Source organism: Bacillus sp. MM2020_4, assembly GCF_011250555.1.
Lineage (GTDB): Bacteria > Bacillota > Bacilli > Bacillales > Cytobacillaceae > Neobacillus.
The window spans coordinates 13329-34789 of the sequence record NZ_JAANMZ010000040.1 but is presented as its reverse complement, the minus strand read 5'-3'; the positions used below and the strand labels follow the sequence as shown (position 1 = coordinate 34789).

At 42.6% G+C, this 21461-nt stretch carries 18 protein-coding genes; 4 read left to right on the top strand and 14 right to left on the bottom strand.

Annotated features, from left to right (window positions below; all coding sequences use genetic code 11):
• Positions 1-6: 6 nt before the first annotated feature.
• Together G6554_RS19810 and G6554_RS19805 are read right to left on the bottom strand one after the other, a co-directional pair.
• Entirely contained in the window at positions 7-1482 is a 1476-nt protein-coding gene (locus G6554_RS19810; RefSeq protein WP_166245017.1) for a sulfatase-like hydrolase/transferase, read from the bottom strand.
• Positions 1483-1600: 118 nt separating this feature from the next.
• A complete protein-coding gene (locus G6554_RS19805; protein ID WP_166245015.1) occupies positions 1601-3112 on the bottom strand; it encodes a sulfatase-like hydrolase/transferase in 1512 nt (503 codons plus the stop codon).
• Between the two features lie 316 nt (positions 3113-3428).
• Here G6554_RS19805 and G6554_RS19800 point away from each other — a divergent pair, with 316 nt between their 5' ends.
• Together G6554_RS19800 and G6554_RS19795 are read left to right on the top strand one after the other, a co-directional pair.
• Positions 3429-4280: an AraC family transcriptional regulator gene (locus G6554_RS19800; RefSeq protein WP_166245013.1), complete on the top strand. Its 852-nt coding sequence runs from the start codon at positions 3429-3431 to the stop codon at positions 4278-4280.
• A gap of 121 nt (positions 4281-4401) precedes the next feature.
• Positions 4402-5643, top strand: a complete 1242-nt coding sequence (locus G6554_RS19795; RefSeq protein WP_166245011.1) for an anaerobic sulfatase maturase — start codon at positions 4402-4404, stop codon at positions 5641-5643.
• 405 nt (positions 5644-6048) lie between these two features.
• Here the strand turns inward: G6554_RS19795 and G6554_RS19790 are convergent, their stop codons facing one another.
• The gene (locus tag G6554_RS19790) at positions 6049-6933 is read right to left on the bottom strand and encodes a LysR family transcriptional regulator (RefSeq protein WP_166245009.1); all 885 of its coding nucleotides are present in this window, start codon (positions 6931-6933) and stop codon (positions 6049-6051) included.
• 204 nt (positions 6934-7137) lie between these two features.
• Here G6554_RS19790 and G6554_RS19785 point away from each other — a divergent pair, with 204 nt between their 5' ends.
• Entirely contained in the window at positions 7138-7941 is an 804-nt protein-coding gene (locus G6554_RS19785) for a sulfite exporter TauE/SafE family protein (RefSeq protein ID WP_166245007.1), read from the top strand.
• A gap of 107 nt (positions 7942-8048) precedes the next feature.
• Here G6554_RS19785 and G6554_RS19780 read toward each other — a convergent pair whose 3' ends face one another.
• The 3 genes from G6554_RS19780 to G6554_RS19770 form a co-directional block, all read right to left on the bottom strand.
• Positions 8049-8666 carry a hypothetical protein gene (locus G6554_RS19780; RefSeq protein ID WP_166245005.1) on the bottom strand — a complete coding sequence of 206 codons (618 nt, stop codon included), beginning with the start codon at positions 8664-8666 and terminating at the stop codon, positions 8049-8051.
• A gap of 65 nt (positions 8667-8731) precedes the next feature.
• Positions 8732-9451, bottom strand: a complete 720-nt coding sequence (locus tag G6554_RS19775) for a hypothetical protein (RefSeq protein ID WP_166245003.1) — start codon at positions 9449-9451, stop codon at positions 8732-8734.
• 52 nt (positions 9452-9503) lie between these two features.
• Positions 9504-10052 carry a signal peptidase I gene (locus G6554_RS19770; protein WP_166245000.1) on the bottom strand — a complete coding sequence of 183 codons (549 nt, stop codon included), beginning with the start codon at positions 10050-10052 and terminating at the stop codon, positions 9504-9506.
• 348 nt (positions 10053-10400) lie between these two features.
• Here G6554_RS19770 and G6554_RS19765 point away from each other — a divergent pair, with 348 nt between their 5' ends.
• Entirely contained in the window at positions 10401-12791 is a 2391-nt protein-coding gene (locus G6554_RS19765) for an immune inhibitor A domain-containing protein (protein ID WP_166244998.1), read from the top strand.
• Between the two features lie 630 nt (positions 12792-13421).
• On the opposite strand, the gene manA is transcribed toward G6554_RS19765, so the two are convergent.
• The 8 genes from manA to G6554_RS19725 all read right to left on the bottom strand — a co-directional run bounded on the left by manA (position 13422) and on the right by G6554_RS19725 (position 21454).
• Positions 13422-14366: a mannose-6-phosphate isomerase, class I gene (gene manA / locus G6554_RS19760; protein WP_166244996.1), complete on the bottom strand. Its 945-nt coding sequence runs from the start codon at positions 14364-14366 to the stop codon at positions 13422-13424.
• Positions 14367-14384: 18 nt separating this feature from the next.
• Entirely contained in the window at positions 14385-14912 is a 528-nt protein-coding gene (locus G6554_RS19755; RefSeq protein WP_166244994.1) for an NUDIX domain-containing protein, read from the bottom strand.
• Positions 14913-15539: 627 nt separating this feature from the next.
• The gene (locus G6554_RS19750; protein WP_166244992.1) at positions 15540-16598 is read right to left on the bottom strand and encodes a PrsW family intramembrane metalloprotease; all 1059 of its coding nucleotides are present in this window, start codon (positions 16596-16598) and stop codon (positions 15540-15542) included.
• Positions 16599-16817: 219 nt separating this feature from the next.
• On the bottom strand, positions 16818-17696 hold the full coding sequence (locus G6554_RS19745) for an aldose epimerase family protein (protein WP_166244990.1): 879 nt from the start codon (positions 17694-17696) through the stop codon (positions 16818-16820).
• Positions 17697-17849: 153 nt separating this feature from the next.
• A complete protein-coding gene (locus G6554_RS19740; protein WP_166244988.1) occupies positions 17850-18806 on the bottom strand; it encodes a transketolase family protein in 957 nt (318 codons plus the stop codon).
• On the bottom strand, positions 18803-19654 hold the full coding sequence (locus tag G6554_RS19735) for a transketolase (protein ID WP_207342979.1): 852 nt from the start codon (positions 19652-19654) through the stop codon (positions 18803-18805). The genes G6554_RS19740 and G6554_RS19735 overlap by 4 nt, the downstream gene beginning before the upstream one ends.
• A gap of 107 nt (positions 19655-19761) precedes the next feature.
• Complete coding sequence (locus G6554_RS19730) at positions 19762-21138, bottom strand: PTS ascorbate transporter subunit IIC (RefSeq protein ID WP_166244986.1); 1377 nt, start codon at positions 21136-21138, stop codon at positions 19762-19764.
• A gap of 34 nt (positions 21139-21172) precedes the next feature.
• A complete protein-coding gene (locus G6554_RS19725) occupies positions 21173-21454 on the bottom strand; it encodes a PTS sugar transporter subunit IIB (protein ID WP_166244984.1) in 282 nt (93 codons plus the stop codon).
• Positions 21455-21461 lie beyond the last annotated feature (7 nt).

The following is a 21461-nucleotide window of genomic DNA, read 5'->3' as shown; positions in this document are numbered from 1 at the left end:
TATACGTTACTTGACTGCTGTTGCCTTTACATAGGCTGATGATACGTCATCAGCAGGATTATATTTGTTTAGTAGTTGATCTGCGGCTTCCTCCCAGCCTGCTGTTCGTAGATGATTCACCCACTGTTCAAGCGTGACATATTTCCAAGGCCCCGTTTCAACCACCTTTTGTAACGGATCCACCATATTCCTTGGAAATCCCAGATGCTCTTGCTCCCACAAGGCTAATCGATGATTCATTTTCTTCACCATTTCCGGATAGTCGTCAGCCACATTTTTCATTTGATATGGATCATGGTCAAGATCGTATAAGGTGACATCGTCAAAGCGATACAGACCTGGATGATAGGTTCGGATATAGTACCAGCGTTCATCCCGAACGGCCCGTTGGCATGTGTATAAGGCATGGTCCATCACTAAATACTCTCGTCCATCTAGATTTTCTCCTTTTAATACTGGTAAATAGGAGCTTCCATCCCATCCCGAAGGTACGGATAGACCTACAAGTTCCGTAATGGTCGCCATCACATCCACATTGTAGAGAAACCCGTCATAGACAGTGCCTGGAGATGTTACACCCGGAACCTTCATTATGAGTGGAAGATGATGGACAGCTTCAGTGGCACTTGCATGCTCGCCATAAATTCCCTGCTCTCCCATGGATTCACCATGGTCTGCACTGATGACAAAACAAACTTCGTCTTCCATTCCGAGGTCCGTTAATTTGTTCAAAAGCTTCCCAATTTGTTCATCCATAAAGGAAATAGCACCGTCATAGCCGTCAATTAAATGTTTATAATCCTTTCGATTCTTGATGGCACTTGGCATGGTGACTGGATGGGAATCAACTGTATGTAGAAACGTCGCAGAACGGGGAAAGCTGTCTGCTTGATGCTTTTCAATGGTTTCCTTACTAGGAAAATCCTTTACTGGTTCACTTCTCCATTTTTCAACGTATTCTGCTGGACAAGTATAGAGTGTATGTGGGTCCCAAAGTTGTATGTGTAGAAAATAATTGTCCTCTTTGCCATGCTGCTCAAGCCACGGAATGACGTTTGAAATCACTTCATCGGCGTTTTCGTTCCCTTCTTTCAACGTATGGGTATGGACCTCATTCCAACCGGCGAAATACCACCAGGCATGATGTCTATCACCAAAGGAAGAAAACGTAACCGTTTTATAATCAGCTTCGCGTAAGTATCGGGTGAAAAAAGGATACTTTTTTGAATGTCCATCCCCTTCTGGGTAGTAAAAGTCATATCCTGGTCCCCAATGGGTTAATGCGCCATGGTTTACGCCAAATCGTCCTGACATAAAACTGGCGCGCGATGGGACACAAGGAGATGAAGCGGCATAACAATGTTGAAAGCGTATTCCCTTTTCTGCAATAGAGTCTAAATGTGGTGTTGTATTGCGTTCATACCCATAACAACCCATATGATCCGGACGTAATGAATCAATATCGAGATAAATAATCTTCACTCACTTTTTCCTCCTGCCCGATAAACTTAATTTCATATTGAAATTATCTACTATCATGGTACTCTATGGATAAACCAGATTCAATATAAAATTATAAATATTCTAAATTCTAAAGTTATCAAGCAAAGCTTTGTCTAGGCGGATAAAGGTTTTCCAATTCTCCGTATACCTCGGTTAGTTTGATAAACATCTTGAGTTTAATCGCTTCATACTCTTTCCGGTTAAATAAGTTGGTAAACTCATACGGGTCATTCTCTAGGTCATATAGTTCTCCTTCATCCCTGCCAAGATAGTAATTCAGCTTATATCGATCCAGGACAAGGGTTTTCACATAAAAAGTTGGTTCGGCACGATTTTCAACCAAACACCAGTCACGCACGGAACGCTCAGGAGATGTTAAAGTTTCAAATTGGCTAATTCCTTGCATATGCCCTTGCTTTTCCACTCCGCAAATCTCTAAAATGGTTGGAGCCACATCTACTAAACTAAGAAGTGACTGGGTCCGCTTGCCTGCAGGGATTGTACCTGTCCACTGCGCAATAAATGGCACTCTCACAATATCTTCATAATGAATCGGGCCCTTTAACCAAAGTCCATGGTTTCCGGCATAATCCCCGTGATCTGATGTAAATACAATGACCGTATTTTCTTTTATTCCCAAGTGCTCTACTTGATCCAAAATTCGGCCAACATGGTGATCGATCAAACTAATCATCCCGTAATAAGAAGCAAGCCACTTTTTCGCCCGTTCTTCGCCAATGTTATAGGTTGTTTTTCCTAAACATTGGATTCCTCCCGTGTCATGACCGGGATCTGACATGACAGTTACATCTAAATCCTTCAGTCTATCTTCAATCAAATATTGATGAATGAGGGGCTTATCCTTCATTTCCCCTTCACGCCTGTTAAAGGGCGGCATATTGTCAGGATCATATAAACTATTCCAAGGCTCCGGACACAAGAAAGCATTATGAGGGTCCTGGAAGCTGCACCATGCGAAAAATGGTTCCCGGTTAGCGTTCTTTTCGATAAACTCCATCGTCCGATCTGCTGTCCACCGGGTATAATGATATTCTTCCGGCAAGTCCCATGAGCCTTCCCTGTGTCCGCCGCCGGGTCCAAAATAATCTTTCGGATTGATTCCCTGCTCTTCCAGCCACGCCCCATAATGCATGCCATGGGAGGAATCCTCATCTGAATGTCCATGGACCATCTCGACATGTTCAAACCCATAATAAGGTCCCTTGAAGTTGTTCCAAAATTCCCGGTTATGAATATGCGGCGGAGCTTCGAAGCTTCCCTCTTTTAAGACTGGTTTAAAATGAGCTTTCCCAAATAATCCTGTTGCATAGCCTTCATCCTTCATGTATTGACCAATCGTAGGACGCTCCTCACTCAACTCGACACCAATATTCCAGCAGCCATGCCGGGATGGATACTCACCCGTAATAATCGTGGAGCGGCTTGGCGAACACACCGGACTCGCTACATATGCCCGTTCAAACGACACTCCGCTTTCAACTAATCGATCTAAATTTGGCGTACGAATGTGGGAGTTTCCCAAAGCGCTGATGGTATTCCAATGCTGCTGATCTGTTGTAATAAAAACGACATTTGGCTTTTTGTTCACCCTTTCAAAACTCCCTCTTCTAAAATTTTTTGATTAATATGAATATACCTGCAATTCAACGGTTATTTGATGTTATAATGTTAAAAGATTACATGTCATTTTGTTAGGTAGAAAAGCGGAAGCGCCCTGGTCAGCGGCGTATGGCCTGGAGCGCTCCAACTGAGATAAAGGAAACACGATGAGCCGGAGGCGAATCGATGTTGACTTATCGTAGGGCGGAGAGCGAAGGACACTAGCCGCTAGGGCGCTGAAGCTAGACAATTCTCAAAGTCGGAAATTTTATACCTTTTTATCTATTCAAAAAGGAGGTTTGAAAATGCAAGAGTTTACACACGAATATGCCGATCATTGGTTCCATACCCCTACTCCTATTGAAAAAGCAGGTGGACTGTGGCCGATCCGTGCTGGAAAAAACCTAGCCAAGCCCCACTACAAAATCGGGCCGCGGTTAATTCCTTACTTTAGTATTCATTTCGTTTTAGAGGGGGAAGGCCAGTTTACGTTTGAGCAGCATAACATTCCCATCACGCCTGGAGATTTCTTTTGCATATTCCCCAATCAAACTCACACCTATAAAACCCTGGAGGACAATCCATTACAAATGGTGTGGATCGCCTTTGATGGAAAACAGTCAAAGGCCATTCTGCAAAGCATGGGAGTGACCCCTTTCTCTCCGGTTGCTACTAAGGTTATTGATGACGAAGTACGGAAATTGCTGGTCGATTTTGTATCGATAACAAGTGAGATAACCGAACTAGCTCGTTTAAGCAAAATGTATGAATTGTTCTCGAAGCTAATCGAAACCTCGAAGGCAAGTAACCAACTAGATCCAAACGACGGAAACTGGCTTAGGAAAAGCATCGAATTTATGGAAACGCATTATGGGGAAGGAATTACCGTGGAAGATGTGGCGAAATATGTCGGATTACACCGATCCTATTTAACGAGTCAATTTTCCCGCGAACTTGGGATTAGCCCGAAGAAGTTTATTACGGCTTGTAAAATGAAGCAAGCAGCCAAAATGATGGAAGAAAAGCGATTTAATATTACGGAGATTGCCTTTACATTAGGATACTCTGACCTTTACTCCTTTTCAAAAGCATTTAAAAATTACTTTGGAGTCTCTCCAAAGCATTATAGCGTTCCTGAGCATAGTTTAATAGACTAATTTCCAATAGTAGCGTTTCATGTAAATACCATCCAATTACGTGGTTGTGATTTCGGTCATATCCATATGTTGTCATTTTCTATACTATAGTAAATTAACAACATGTAAGGGGTTGGGACGTATGAATACATGTGGGACGCTTGTGAATCGCGGGATTGCCGGGGTTATGTGGAAAACCGTTTCAGAAGCCTGCAATCTTGCTTGTGACTATTGTTATTACAGCAGATGTAATGGAAGACCCGAAAAAATAGAGCGAATAGATGATGCATTACTTGAAAAATTTATACGGGAGTATATGGCGATAAAAAAAGGAATCGTCCCCTTTGCCTGGCAAGGCGGCGAACCTTTACTAGCTGGCTTGGACTTCTTTGAGAGAGTGGTTCAACTACAAGTGAAATATGCCCCAAAAAATACCGTGATTAGTAACGCCATTCAAACAAATGGGACATTACTCAACGAAGAATGGGCTGCGTTTTTCAAAAAGTATGACTTTTTAGTGGGAGTCAGCTTGGACGGGCCAGAAGAAATCAATGATGCGAGAAGAGTGACCGGCTCGGGAAAAGGAAGCTTTACGTCGATTATGCAAGGTATTCACTATTTAAAAGAAGCAAAGGTTGATTTTAATATATTAACAGTTTTACATGAAGATAATATTTTTAAAGCAAAGGAATTAATGAACTTTTACCAAAGTGAAGGCTTTAGTCATGTTCAATTTATTCCCTGTATGGATTTTCAATCACAGGATATCACTCAACCCGGAAACTATTTCATTACGCCGAAACAATATGGAGATTTCTTATGCGAGGCCTTTGATGTTTGGTATAACAATGGAGACCCTCAGATCTCCGTTCGATTCTTTGATAATATTCTAGCAGTCTATCTTCATCAACAAGCCGAACTTTGTACGCACCAACAGACTTGCCCAAAAACAATTATTTTTGAACAAAACGGCGATGCATACCCTTGTGACTTTTTCATCCACGATCAATATAAATTAGGGAATCTCAGGGATCAATCCTTAGAATCTTTCATCAACAGTGAAATAATGGAAGAATTTTTAGCAAAAAAACCGGCCCTTCCTGCTCAATGCCAATCATGTGAATTTCTGCAATTGTGTCACGGCGGCTGCCCGCGAAATCGCATTGGAGAAAATAATCAGCTTGTCGTGGAGTATTTTTGCCAAAGTTACAAACAATTGTATCGTTATGCGCACGAGCGAATGCTAGAAGTGGCTACAAGTGTGAAGCGTCGAAAAATCAATCAGTATAAAAAAGCGGGTCACCCACTACCCGGAAGAAATGAAAGTTGTATTTGTGGAAGTAGGAAGAAATTTAAGAAATGCTGCGAGGCCTTACTAGAATAGGAAACGGGGAAGAAGCAGGAGAACCGTCCCCTGCTTCCTTTGGAAAAGGGATCCAATAAGCACCATTGGGGCTCTTTTCTACTAAACGTTCTTGGATGCGGGATCCAATAAGCGCCATTGGGGCCCTTTTCTACTAAATATTCTTGGATGTGGGATCCAATAAGCGCCATTGGGGCCCTTTTCTACTAAACGTTCTTGGATGCGGGAACCAATAAGCGCCATTGGGGCCCTTTTCTACTAAATATTCTTGGATGTGGGATCCAATAAGCGCCATTGGGGCCCTTTTCTACTAAACGTTCTTGGATGCGGGATCCAATAAGTGCCATTGGGGCCCTTTTCTACTAAATATTCTTGGATATGGGATCCAATACTGGAAGCAGGAGAACCGTCCCCTGCTTCACTGCTTCACTTGCCACGGATAAAGTCAATAAAGTGTCGTAAGCCTGTTTTTTGGAAGCGATGGACTTTTTGTACCATCCACAAATCTCTTGTTAGGTGAAAATCGGCTATTTTGATCTCACACAAGGTTCCGTATGTTAATTCCTTTACAACTGTAAGCTTTGGAAGAAGGCTTACACCGAGGTCCGCTTCGACAGCACTTTTAATCGATTGCATACTTCCAAGCTCCATTGCACTCTCTATCTGATCGAGGATCCCTTTTTCTTTGAACGCTTCTTCTACTATTAGACGTGTACCTGAATTTGACTCTCGCCAAATCATTTTCTCTTCAGGCAGCTCCGTAATGTGAATCTTTTCTCGGTCCTTCCATTTGTGATGAAAAGGTGCGACTAAGATCAACTCATCTTCAGCAAACTTCTCGACGATAAAGTTCTCCTTTTTTACGGCACCTTCAACCAAAGCAATATCAATATCGTTATTATCTAGCTTAGATAAAATGGTGGGTGTATTCCCAATGGTTAAACTAAATTTAATATCCGGATCACTTTTACTAAAGCTCCCAAGTAAACCCGGTAATAAATACTCACCAATCGTTAGGCTTGCCCCCACTCGAAGGACTGTATCTTGAGATCCCCTTAGCACATCAATGGCCTCAACGGATCTCTTCATGTATTCGATGATTTCCTTTGCATAGGGATAGAGAGTCTTCCCCGCCTCAGAAAGGAGTAGCTTTCCGTCTACTCGCTCAAATAATAACATCCCATACACTTCTTCTAACTGATGAATTTGTCTAGTAACAGCCGGCTGCGAGACAAATCGTAAGCGGGCCGCCTTACTGATACTTCCTTCATCCACCACAGTGCAAAACATTTTTAGACTCTCAATATTCATTGCTCCTACCCCACCCCCGTCCGGCATAAATGGCTTTAGATCCATCTTAGCGTAACTTAACAAAAATTTTATCATTTATTTTAAATTAATAAACCTATCGAAATGGTTGGTATTACAATTGCTGATAGCCCATAAAATAATTCAACTATGCACCCCCTCCATCCTCTGTTAGTTTTAATATATCGAGGTAAGGGGGGACCACTCATGGAAATAACAACAGGTTTGCTGCTTTTAGCGGTTGGTGTCATTGCGGGCGGTTACGGAACAATAGTTGGAGCCGGAGGAGGATTTATCTTTGTCCCGGCACTGCTCCTTTTATTTCATATGGAGCCCACCATTGCAGCAGCATCCGGCATTGTCATCATTTTAATTAACTCCTTATCAGGAGTATTTGGATATGCGAAGCAAAAAAGGATTAATTATCGAACAGGAATCCTTCTCGGGATTGGTGCTTTCCCAGGTTCCTTACTGGGAGTGTATCTGCTTCAGATGTATTCATCCAGTTATTTCTATGTCGTCTTTGCCAGCTTACTTGTTGCACTCGGCGTCTTTTTATTTGCAAAAAACTCCCCGTTTGCTGTTCGAAAAGTGAGCAGAGCAGGCGGTACTGTATCGGAAGATGTAACCGAACCATCCGCCACAGACAATCCACAGCTTAAGGGTACATGGCTGCTCCCGCTTGGTTTTCTCATGGGCGTATTATCAAGTTATCTGGGGATTGGTGGGGGCTGGCTGCTTGTTCCCATTTTAATTTATATCTTTAAGGTTTCCACCCATTATGCAACAGCTACTTCCATTTTTTCGCTCACCCTTTATTCATCAGTTGGCGTCGTTTCACAGATGTTTTATAGTAACATTGATTGGATAACGGTCATATGGGGAGGCGTGGGGGTTATTATAGGATCCCAGATTGGTGTTTTAGTAGCCCAGCGAATTCCCGGAAAAATGATTATTCAAATGCTTTCTGTCCTACTAATGGTGATAGGGTTCCGTATGTATTTCACCTAGATTAAATAATAATGGATGATTCTCGGGCAAAAAAAAAGAGCAGATACACCTATCCGCCCGATTTCCTTCCTATACTCCTAAAAATGACCTTCCTAAATGGCCACAGCCTACGGAGTAGGAATACCCTCGCTATTTTGCTGCTGATCATCCTGGCTCACGTCTTCCTCTTGATCTTTCGTGACATCCTTCATGTCGCTGCCGACAGATGGGGGCGGAATCATTTGTTTCATTTTTGTCGGATCAACGGAAACGACAAAAGGCTCATCCACAAAATTAGTAAAGGCATGAATTCGATATTCAATCTGATTCGCCTTACATTCATTTCCGATAATTTTAGTTAGATCAGCAGGGTTTGTTACTAAGGTTTCATGAGGATTTACATGCTGCTCCCTTAGAACCATCTCTCCGTTGGTGGTCGTAACAGAAACACGGACAGTCGTATCGAGATCAGATATATTCTTGATCGAAACAGCATTGCCAAGTGAACAATTCTCTTCATATGTAACTTCAGATGCCTGAATCGTTAATAAATCAGCAGTCGTAGCATTTTGGATCGTACCTGTCGCCTTCGTTTCTGAGGTAAACCATGCAAAGGTTCCAGGGATCGATGGTACCACCACACTACATATCGAGAACAAAAGGATACCTGCAATAGACGTAAAGAAACGAATCTTTGTATTTCGTCTTCTCCTTTGAAGGCAAGTTCTCTCTACCCGAGTATTCATGACTGACTCCTTTCTAAAAATAAGGGCAGCCACTATGACCGCCCCTACTTCTTGCAGCTAGTATTCTATTTATCGTATTTAGCTCCGTTATCTGTTTGCTTGGCCTGAACCGTCAGAGTCGCATCATATTTTGCACCTTGATACTCATTCCCTGCCTTTTGATCAAGCTTAACGTCAAACACGACCCCAATATACTCATCCTCTTGCAGTGTAAAGAACTCATCGTTTCCAAGTTTATACGTTTTTGTATTTTCCGATTTAGGCGTTTTCGCAAGTGCCGCCATTGCTTGCGCTTCCTCAACGGTAGCTTCACCCGTCACCACTTCTACGCCCTTTGGTAATGCTTTAGATTTTGCTAAAGCTTGAACGGAACGCTCATTATGGTTTCCATTGAAGAAACCTTTCTCCCACTCCATTCTCCAATCCTGGATTTCATCCATATCAGGCGTTACCTTGTATTTAAATGCTAGATAATAGATTTTATAGGGATCTGCAGATGCCTTGTCCACTGTTGCCGTATAGTTCGCTTTTAAGGTTTGCGCCATATCGCCCGTGTTTTGGATTGCGATATAATCCCCTTTCACAACTTGGGATGGGGCAAATTTGCTAGCACTAAATAATTTAGTAGAGATATCCTGGCCATTATTTACCGATAATGTACCATTATCAATGGCACCGCTTGCTTTTGTACTAGACGTGAACCATGAATATGTACCGTATCCTGCACTTACTGCTAATGCACCCGCCAATGATGTTGCTAACAACGCTTTTTGTACTTTTTTCATTCTCAGTTTCCCCCTAAAATGGTTATATAGTTTAATCATTACTACCAATGGTTTATCTCGGAACCGTTGATGTTCCTTTGCTTTCCTGTTTCTCCAAATTTCGATAGACCCTTTGATACACTTCAATTAGGAAAAACAACAATAAAGGAAGGAGGATAAATAAGGCGAACCCCATTTTACCAGCCAAAAACTTCGCTATGTAGCCGGCATTCGGGAGTATGAATTTTACCTCACCAATCATGTTGGCAGGGTCTACTACCCACTCGTCCTCCACATTGTTGTTGTCCCCTTTTGTCAAAAATCCTTCATGTGTAACTGTGGCTACTCGGTGCGTGATCAGTTTATCTTCAGATAGTTTAAAGGTGATAATGTCTCCCTTTTTGACCGCTGCAGCCCGTTTGGCTTTAATAAAAATCATATCCCCTGCATGGATTGCAGGCTCCATACTGTTTGTTAAAACAGTGAGTGGCTTATATCCAAAGTAAGTGGGGATTTGATTTGGATTTCCTTTCCCCTGAATAGTAATGAATAAAAGAAAACCAATACTTCCAATAACGAGGGTTATGAGAAGATAGGTGAATACTTTCATTCTTCTAAACAACGAACCACATCCTTCTCTCGTAATTTCATTCCTGTATTGACAAATCTACTAAACTTAAACGAACAAGTCAACGTTATTAAGAACAAAAACGTTCGCTAAATAGCGACATTTTTTGGCATAATCTTCTTTGTTTAAGAGGAAATTCATTGATATTTTCAATGGTGCGCTTTTTAGTACATCCCGCTTTTCCCCTGTTTTAATCATGTTTTTATACCTTTTCACGAGTAATCTATCAAAAAAATGTACATTTTCACGCTGTCAAAATTTGATGAGCGACTCTTATTTTATTCTCTTAATTTTTAGAATAATATGTATTTGTGACAAAAATAAATTTTAGGGGGTTTTTCATTGAAGAAATTGATCAAGTCTGGTCTCACCACCATGGTAATTGCCGGAACCTTATTTTCAGGGATTCCGGGGAATCTACCCGTCTCTGCTAGTGCTAGTAGTCCTAGTACGGCAAAGGCCCATTTATCTCATGCAAAAAGCGCACTCGATCTAGCACTAGTAAATGACGAAAAAATTATTGCGCTTTTGATCAAGCAGGGGAAACTATCTGCTGATGCTTCCGAGGCTGAGAAGCAAAAAGCCTTAGCCGATTATTTAGCGTTTAAGGGAAAACAGGTGGGCACCAATACGATTAAGGACCCGCTTGCACCAAAAGTGAAGGCGGCTGAATCCCAAAAACACGAAAAGTTCAAGAAGGAGACAAAAGCCGGAACGAGTGGAAAACTACAAGGCAGTAAGACTCATCCGGATCCAGTGAAGGAATCTGCTTCACCAGGGATTAAGAAAAAAGGGAAACTTCTCACCTTGATGGTTGAATACTCCGATTTTGCGCACAACAAAATCAAAAAGAATGAAACGGATAACTACTATACAGACTATAACACCCAGCATTTCGAGGATATGATTTTTGGAAAGAATGGCGTAAAAGGTCCAAATGGAGAAAATTTTGTTTCACAAAAGCAATTCTATGAGCAGCAATCTGGCGGTACATACACCGTTGAAGGGAAAGCCTATGGCTGGTTGAAAGTACCTGGAACAGCAAAATATTACGGTGCAGATTCACCTGCCGGCGGTCATGATAATCTTGCACCAGGCGGCGCAAGCAAATTAATCGGCGATGCTTTAAATGCAGCGAAAGCAGCAAATGTTCCATTGCAGGATTATGATTTAGAAGATCCACATGATTTAGATGGCGACGGCAATTACTGGGAGCCAGATGGTTTAGTTGACCACTTACAAATCATCCACTCCGGAATGGGTCAAGAAGCTGGCGGCGGTTCCCTAGGTGATAACGCGATTTGGTCCCATCGTTCTGCTGTATTCGTTGATCCAGATGGACTCGGCAAAGGACTTCCTGGTTTCTATGATTACACAGTGATGCCGGAAGATGGTGCAACAGGTGTATTCGCACATGAATACGGTCACGATTTAGGCTTACCAGATGAGTATGATACCATCTACTCTGGTGCTGGTGACCCGATTGAATATTGGTCGATTATGTCTTCAGGTTCTTGGTCTGGTGACATTCCTGGAACAGAACCTACTGGATTCTCGCCATGGGCTAAATCTTATTTCCAATCCACATTAGGCGGAAAATGGACAAACCCAACGAAAATAGACCTTGCAGATATTAACAAAAAAGGTGTTAACTTCTTATTAGACCAGGCCAACTCTCCACTTGGTCAAAACAACCAAGCGATTCAAGTGAATCTTCCTACAAAGAAATCACCGGTTAACACACCGAAAACCGGAAGCTATGAATTCTGGGGCGGACAAGCAGATGAAATCGATACCAACATGGTAACGGATGTTGACTTAACTGGTAAGTCCTCTGCAGAATTAACGTTTGATGCTTGGTTTGATATTGAAGAGCAATGGGATTATGCCTTCGTTCAAGTATCTACGGATAACGGTGCGACTTGGAAATCGTTAGGAAATGCGGATACTAATTCTGATGCCGTGTCTGAAGCTTACCCTACTATTTTAGAATCTTTACCAGGGTTTAGCGGAAATTCTGATGGCTGGAAAGAGGAGAAATTTGATCTTTCCGCATATGCAGGCCAAAATATCAAGTTACGCTTACGTTATATTACTGACTGGGGCTCATCGTTCACAGGTTTCTTCGCAGACAATATTAAAGTGGTCGCTGATGGTCAAACCATCGTCGAAGAGGGCGGTGAAACTGACACTCCTGCCTTTACTTTAAATGGATTCGAAAAGTTTGACGGAAACAAATACACAGATCAATACTATTTACTAGAATGGCGTAACCAAAAAGGTGTAGACGCAGGTCTTGCCCATCTTCGCCGCGGAAACTCTCTCATGAGCTATGATGGTGGATTAGTGGTTTGGTATGTTGATGACAGCTTTACCGATAACTGGACAGGTATTCACCCTGGAGATGGATTCCTAGGCGTTGTCGATGCCCATGACGATACGAATCTCTTAATCAAGAATGGTAATAAAGTACTTGGTCAAGCGGTTACTAAATTCCATCTTGCCGATGCTGCGTTTAACTTCTTCCCAACATCTGGATTGAATATTTCCTACCCAGGGCAATCGTTACTCTTCCCTAGCCAGCCGGGTGTGAATCTATTCAATGACAGTAAAGATTACAACAATGCATTCTTACCGGATGCAGGACGTAATATTGGCCATTACGGATTAAAAGTACTTGTTAATGACCAAGCAAAAGATAAGTCCGTTGGTTCCATCACTCTATCAAAATAGGATTCTATCTAATGGACCTGCCACTTTCTGATGGTAGATGAATACTAGAAGCCGATACTCCTTTCCATCAGTTTGGAAGGAATATCGGCTTCTTTTCTTTTCAGTGAGTTTTTATCTAGCCACGAAGTATTTAAGGTCTACGGGGATTTTTAGCTAAAAATCACTGAAAATTCCAAGTAGGCAGGGCCGCATTTATCGGTTGGGGGAACAGGTTAAGCGCCCGAGCTGATAATAGACGGAGAGATTCCGCTTAATCGGTAATTATTATTAAAAAAGGCTTAAATAGTCGGAGAGATTCCGCCTATTTACTCGAAAAATACGAAAACGAGGGATTTTTCTTTGTATAACCGGAAAACCTCCCCTTATTTCCTCCGAAAAAGTCTCCAGTCTCCATTTAACCGGAAAGCCTCCGCTTATTTACCTTTTGCTGGTTGCTTAGTAAAGGACAATCCATTTATTTAAAAAGGAGTGAGGTTTATCGCAACAATCCAAGAAATAATGCAATACGGTGAGGTTTTAGGTGTATTGTATTCCTAATAAAGAAACTCGCCAATAATGACGAGTTTTACTTTTTTATATACCAATAACTACTGTCATTCTTTTACGCTTTTCTCTTTTTAAAAAAATGCACTACGTATGCGACACAATCAATTCACAGTTCCCATCTAATTCAAACTCGCCAAATCCGGCAGGAATAATAAGATGCGTCCCTTTCTTCAACTCAAACCGCTCGCCCTCATGAAGCAGCTCCCCGTCTCCCTTAATTACACTTAGCAGCAAATACGGTTCATGCGCAGGAAACGATGCCTTTCCGTGAAGATCCCATTTATAAACAGAGAAAAAGTCAGACTCCACAAACGTAGTGATCGTCACATCGGCACGTTCATCCACCCGTGGCAAACTCACAGCATCTTTATGCGGCACAGTCGTAACTTCGATGGCTTTTTCTAAATGCAAGTCACGAAGATTTCCTTCTGCATCCTTGCGGTCATAATCATAGACCCGATAAGTGGTGTCGGAGCTTTGCTGGGTCTCCAACACAAGCGTCCCTTCACATAGAGCATGAATCGTACCGCTTGGGACATAGAAAAAGTCGCCTGGCTTGATTTTCACGCGGCGTAGTAGCTCGTCCCATTTTCCTTCATTCATTTGCGCAACCAATTCTTCCTTCGAACGCGCATTATGGCCGAAAATCATATCGGCATCTTCCTTACAGTCAATGATATACCAGCATTCTGTTTTTCCGAGCTCACCGTTCTCATAAACCTTGGCATAAGCATCATCTGGATGGACTTGAACAGATAAATCCATGTTTGCATCTAGAATCTTCGTTAACAGTGGAAATACTTCTCCACTAGGATTCCCAAATAATTCAGGATGCTCTTTCCATAGGTTATCCAATGTCATACCGGCAAATGGCCCATTTTCAATCACCGATGGACCATTCGGGTGTGCAGAAATAGCCCAGCATTCTCCCGTATGTTCAGTCGGAATAGCATATCCAAACTCTTCCTTTAAAGCGGTGCCGCCCCAAATTCTTTCCTTAAAAACGGGTTGTAAAAATAACGGTTGCATAAAAAGACCTCCTCAAATCTAATCCGTCATAAACTTGTAGCGTAAAACAGCAGCAAGTCCTGCACCATGCTTGAAATCTCCACTCGTAATCAAGTCTTTCAATTCCTGCATGGTGACTGTATGTAATTCAATTTGTTCACTGTTTTCCAGATTTTGCTCAGTGGGAGTGAGGCCAGCCGCCGCAAACAAATAGATTTCCTCCGTCGTGGAACCTGGTGACGGGTAAAAGCTTCCTAAATCAAGCCAATGCTCGGCCACATAGCCTGTCTCTTCCTCTAGCTCTTTTTTCGCAATCTCAAGAGGATCAATTCCGTCGTGATCAATCATCCCCGCAGGTAATTCCCATTGCCAACTGGTAAGCGCATGACGATATTGTTTTAAACAAACTACATCATGATCCTTCGTAATAGGCAGAACGCAAACACCCTTTGCAAAATCTAAATAGGAAAAGTTCTTTTCTTCGCCATTTGGCAGAACAACCCGATCAATAGTGATCCCAAAACGATCCACCTTTGTTTTAATAGAAGTAGCAATACTCCAAGTCATTTCTCCATCACCCCTAACTGTCCTACTTATGTACTGATTCCTCGTTCTTCGCAAGCCCCAACAACACCAGGTGCACACTCCGCCACCCAGAATAATCCTTTTCAGTGAAACAATCAAGATATATGACATAAAGGCTTGCGCTAGATAGATAGTACCCCTCCAACTCCCCAGCGGGATTTAAACGTAAACCCTCCATCTGATTTTAACTCAGTATGAACGTCAATAATAGTAAAAAGAGGGGTTACGAAACCTGTCGATAAGCTTTTCGTTGATCACGACAAATTTCTCATTATTTCTCTTCAATTATTTGCTACTATTACATTACCATTAGATATAAAACGCTCCAAGATTTGTTTATTTGTAAGCGATTACATTCAACGTACAATTGAAAAACATAACAAGATTCAGGTGCAACTATCAAACTCAGTGGGAGTGGATTTCATGGAAAGGGATGGAAATCTATTAGTTGGATTACTTTGGGGTACATCACTAAGTATCCCCTTATGGGTTGCGTTTTTCGGTTGGATCAAGCTTATTACTCATTTCTTTGTGCACTAAACCGACCAGGATTCCACCGGGTGATTATGATTTAGTCATGTCCGCCAGCAATACTGTCCCCATGATTTTTTAAACCAGCAGCTTTTTCTCCCCTATCTCCTTTAGACCAGCACGAATGAGCAGGAACACCACTACCCATGATGCCAATGTTAAAAAGATCTGTCCAAAAGGAAACATACCGTTAATCGGTGTATCCCATAGTGCATGCATCACCACGACTAAGAGGAAGACGCGTAAGAATTTTATTTTGACTAACATATTCAGCCTAAAGGGCTGATCCCCTTGTACCCGGCAAAAGGCTGCGCCAGTCAGAGCCGCCCAAGCCACATGCCCGCCGGGAGCTAAAAGCCCGCGCCATAAAATGGTGGTATAGAGATTTTGGGCATCCCCGGACATAAGCGATCGGAGGGCGTATCCCGCTGTTTCAAATGCAGCAAAACCAGCACCAACAGCAGCCCCAATGAGGAGTCCATTCAAAATATACCTGTATTTCCGATACCGGACAAAACTAATGACCATTATCGCTTTGGCCAGCTCCTCGGTAATGCCAATCGTGATCGGATTGATATTATTTTTTACAATATCGAAAAAGACAAGCGCCACTAGCATGGAGAGGATTCCGCCAATGAACCCAACAAAAATAACGCGGTAAAAGGCAATATTCTGCGGGGCGTTCATCTCCCAGAAGAAAATTAACGTAGTCAACGGGACCGCAGACGCCCCAATCATGAGAAGCCCCGGGATAAAGTTGATATTTCTAAAATAGTCGACGCCTATATAAAATCCTGCGAATGCAAGCAGGGCAATGACGAACACCCTTGCAAACAGCCATGGCTTGGGCCATGTATCCGTTACTTCGGTAATTTTAGGTGTCGTAAGTGCCGTTCCCACGATAAAAAGCCGTTCTGCTTCCAGTTCACTATGATCTCGGAAAACACGGGAAAAGACATTTTGAAACTTTGGTTCAATCGATCGTTCCATTTTTGGAACCATATCGACATAATGAGCAAACTCATAAAAAAAGCTGTTTTCATCCACTTGCGAGTTATCCTTCGCAAATGTTTCACCACAGTTTATGCAGAACTTGACTCCATCCGGATTTGCGTAAACACATTGCGGGCATTCCAACTACCTTCACCCCTTTTGATGGTATGTAATAGTGTCCAAGGTTTGTTGGACAAGCTGTTCAACTATCCTTCAAAAACAAACAACAATCTCAAAAAGAGTATGCCCAACTATTGGTCATATATTTGAAAATGCTGGGCCAAAATTTCGATTAAAATAAAAATGGAAGCAAAGGAATCTTCCCTGCCTCCATCCGCTTGCATATAAGATCCGAACACCCCTTTAGAGCGGCATCCTTCCCCCACTTTCCATACTGAATACCGTTTTAAGGCTGTCACCGCCCTGAATAATGACAAGTTCTTCACCGCGATTAAACTCATCATTCTTTGTCATCCATGGTTCAACACAAATAAATTCCTTATCCTTTTCCGTCCATAGCACCACGTATTTAAAGGAAGAACCATACCCTAGGGTGATCGGTTTCTTCTGACCTGGAGGCTGGAAGGAAATATTCGGCTGATTCGAGTTCAACAACAGCACCGATTCTTTTAAGTTTGTTAAATCGACGCTGCCCGTAAACTCCTTTTCTACCCCATCATTATAATCATAGTAGCGGTTGGCATCGGTGGTATAGGAAAGATGCTTTTCGCTTGTTTTAAAATACGGGTGAAATCCAGCGGAGATCGGCATACCCCGGTCCCCCTTGTTTTTATATTCTTGGTCAATCGTGAGCTTGCCATTTTCAAGCGAATAAGTAAAAATAACCTCAAAATCAAACGGATAGGAAACCATTGTTTGTTCATTACTAGCTAACCGAATCGTAAGAGCCGCTCGATTCGTGGTATCGATCTCCACCACTTCCCAGGGGAGATTACGGGCAAACCCGTGGTTTTTCATCGAATAGGTTTCTCCTTCCCACACATAGGTTCCATTCGCCAATTGACCCGAGATGGGAAATAAAATAGGAATGCCCCCTCTGACATTGGCATCCGGATTAATAAACGTTTCTTCATTTAAATAGAGGAACTCATCCCCGGCAACACCATAAGAAAGGATGATCCCGCCTCGTTCCGGTGCCACCTTCACCCATGAATCGGTATCCGTATCCTTCAGCACATAAATCTGATAAGTAGAATCCATTTCGACGTTAACTTGATACATGTCTTTCCATTCCTTTCAGTGAAAAAATCATCCCCAACTTCCTTACTTTATTCGTTCTAGGAGAAAGAAGCAAAAAGAAAAGGGGTAAGCCCGCTGCTCAAAAGCAGTAGAACTTCCCCCTCTCGTTATTGTTCACTCAAAAAATCCGTACTCCTACAACAATTCCCGCGCCGCACCGGCGATGTCTCCAGCTGTGAGTTTGTAGAACTTTTTCAGGTATTCAGCTTTGCCGACTTGGCCGAATTGTTCTTTTATGCCGATTCGTCTCATTTTAGTTGGGCAGTGTTCACTTAGAACCTCAGCCACGGCGCTGCCTAAGCCGCCAATAACATTATGGTTCTCAGCCGTGACAATGGCCCCTGTCTTTTCAGCGTATTTCACAATCAACTCTTGATCAATCGGCTTGATCGAGTACATGTCAATAACGGCTGCCTCAATACCTTGTTCGTGAAGCAAATCTGCAGCCTTAAGGGATTCCGCCACCATAATTCCACTGGCAATGATCGACACATCGCTGCCGTCGCGGAGAACCTTTCCTTTTCCAGCATCAAAGATCTCATTCTCGTCGTACAGCTTTACGGCATTCTTTCGAATTGTCCGGATGTAATGAATTCCATGCTCTTTTTCTATTTTTCTAAGGAGGAATCGGAGCATAGCCGCATCGCTAACTTCGTACACAGTAGCGTTCGGGATCAAGCGTGCTAGGCCTAGATCTTCAAAAGCCATGTGTGTGCCCCCGTTATGTTCAGCCGTTACGCCTGCATCAGATCCGAGAATTTTTATATTCGTTTTCGCATAGGCCCCTGACACAAATAGCTGATCAAAGGCACGGCGCGTGGCAAATTGGCCAAACGTATGCATATAAGGGACTTTGCCTGTGATCGATAAGCCTGCTGCAACCCCCGTCATATTGGCTTCCATGATGCCACAATTGATTAATTGCTTAGGAATTTGCTTGATGATTTTATTCGTTGTAATCGCACTCATCAAATCTGCTTCCAATGCAATGACATTCGGATTTTCCTTCGCCAATTCTAAAATGGTAGTGGCATACACTTGCCGCATTTCCATTTTGTCTAGTTCATACGTTTTGGATGGTGCTTGCATCATGACTTCACAACCCTTCCAAGTTTATTTTCCAATACCTCAATGGCATCTAAAATAGCGGCTTCATCGGCTTGATTGGGACGGATATGATGATTGTCTGCCTTTTCTTCCAGGTAGGGAACACCTTGGCCTTTAACGGTATCAAGAATAATCGCGACCGGCCCAGCCGTTTGTGCTTTTCCTTTTTCGATAGCTTCATAGATTTGTTGCAATGACCTGCCGTCTACTTTCAATGTATAAAAACCAAATGCGGCAAATTTTTCCTCAAAATCAAGTGGATCAATAATATCCTTTGTAAGACCATCCAGCTGCTTCTTATTGTCATCGATAAACACAAAGAGGTGATTCAATTTATGATGGGCGGCAAATTGAAAGGCTTCCCAACACTGGCCCTCATTTAATTCACCATCACCCACGATACAATACGTAAAATTATCCTTAGCTGATAGTTTATGAGAAAGGGCTACACCAACAGCCGCTGAAATCCCTTGTCCTAAAGAACCGGTTGTCATATCCACACCCGGTGTTAAATTTCGATCAGGATGGGAAGGGAGAGTCGTTCCATTTTGGTTTAAGGTATAAAGTACTTCTTCCGGGAAAAAACCTTTCACCGCCAAGGTGGCATATAGCCCTGGACCTCCGTGACCTTTTGATAAAATAAAATAATCACGATCCTCCCAGTTTGGGTCCTCCGGATCCACCCTCATGACCTGCCCATATAATACTGCCAACACTTCAATGATCGACAAGCTGCCGCCATAATGACCAAAACCAAGATGGTATAACTCCTTTAACGTCATTAGCCGAATTTCATCGCGAAACGTCTCTAGTTTTTGAAGATCCATACTCATGAATAATCCTCCCCTTTTCAATGTTGATACCGTGCAAGAAAAAGGCACTCTTAGAGTGGGTCAGAAATCGACTGGAACACCCCAAGAGTACCTGAGATTTTTGAAAATTAAGCGCCGATTTGTTGTGAGTTATTCCCGTCTTTGCCTTTTTTGAAAATACCCAATACCACTGCAAGTAAGACCAAGCCCACAACGGTAACCGTAACGCCAGTTGCTCCAAACGATTTAGCCATATTTCCAAGGAAGATGCCCGATGCAGCAAAGTCTGCATCTGAGAAAGTCGTGCTAGCAAAGCCTAAGTCACCAAGAACAGGCATTAAGAATACCGGCAGGAAGGTAATGAGCAAACCGTTTGCGAATGAGCCAAGGGTTGCACCACGGACACCGCCTGTCGCATTACCGAATACTCCAGCGGTTGCTCCTGTGAAGAAATGGGGAACCACACCAGGTAAAATAATGACTTGACCTGTAAGACCGAGGATAATCATCCCGACAATCCCACCCACGAAGCTTGAGAAGAAGCCGATTAAAACAGCATTGGGTGCATATGGGAATACAATCGGACAATTAAGCGCTGGTTTAGAGTTTGGCACAAGTTTATTTGAAATCCCTTTGAACGCAGGAACAATTTCAGCTAGGACGAGTCGAACACCGGCAAGGATCACAAAAACCCCTGCTGCAAACGTAACCGCCTGAATCAGCGAGAATACAAGATAATGTGTCCCGCCGCTCAATTCTTTTTCGATATAAGAAGGACCTGCAAAGAGGGCAATAACCACATAAAGAATAATCATCGTCAACGAAATCGTGACAGAACTATCACGTAAAAATCCCAACCCTTTAGGGAAATTGATTTCTTCCGTTGAACGTGAATTTTTTCCGACAGCCTTTCCAACAAGACCTGAAAGAACATAACCTAAGCTGGAAAAATGCCCAAATCCAACGTTGTCATTACCCGTAATTTTTTTCATAAACGGCTGACAGATGGCCGGGAATACGGCCATGATTAAACCTAAGGCCAGGGAACCCACAATCACAAGCGGTACACCTTTTAAGCCTGAAACCATTAAGATAACAGCAAGCATACAAGCCATATATAAGGTATGATGTCCGGTTAAAAAGATATATTTAAGTTTCGTAAAGCGCGCAATTAAGATATTGGCCAGCATACCGAAGAACATAATAAAGGCGGTCGTGCTGCCATATTTCGTTAAGGCCATCGCCACAATCGCTTCGTTGTTCGGTACCACCCCATTTACGTGGAACGCCTCTTGGAACATCTTTCCGAAAGGATCAAGGGAACCAACGATAATCCCGGCCCCGGCACTAATAACGAGGAAGCCTAAAAAGGTTTTGACCGTGCCTTTAATAATGTCACTTAAAGCCTTTTTCTGAATAATAAGTCCAACAAAGGAAATTAACGCAACCAAAACAGCTGGCGTACTCAAAATATCCATGACTAGTTTAAGAAATCTTTCCCCCATGGGTAACCCTCCTTTTAATGGCGATGATATTTTTTTAAAGCAATCCTTTTTGAGCAAGAACTTCTTTTAATTTAGAGCGCAGGCCATCCATATCAATAATGCTTTCGATGACAATCACCTCTCCTAAATGACCCATTCCTTCGGCAATGTCCTTGGCGGCAATAAAGAGATCCGCTGCATCAGGCGTTGCTGAACTGAGGTCTGAATGTTCGACTTCAATCCCACTAACCCCTAATTCCCCTAAGATTTGTTGAACATTCATCTCTAACATAAAGCTGCTTCCTAAACCTGATCCACATACGGCTAAAATTTTCATCCTATAT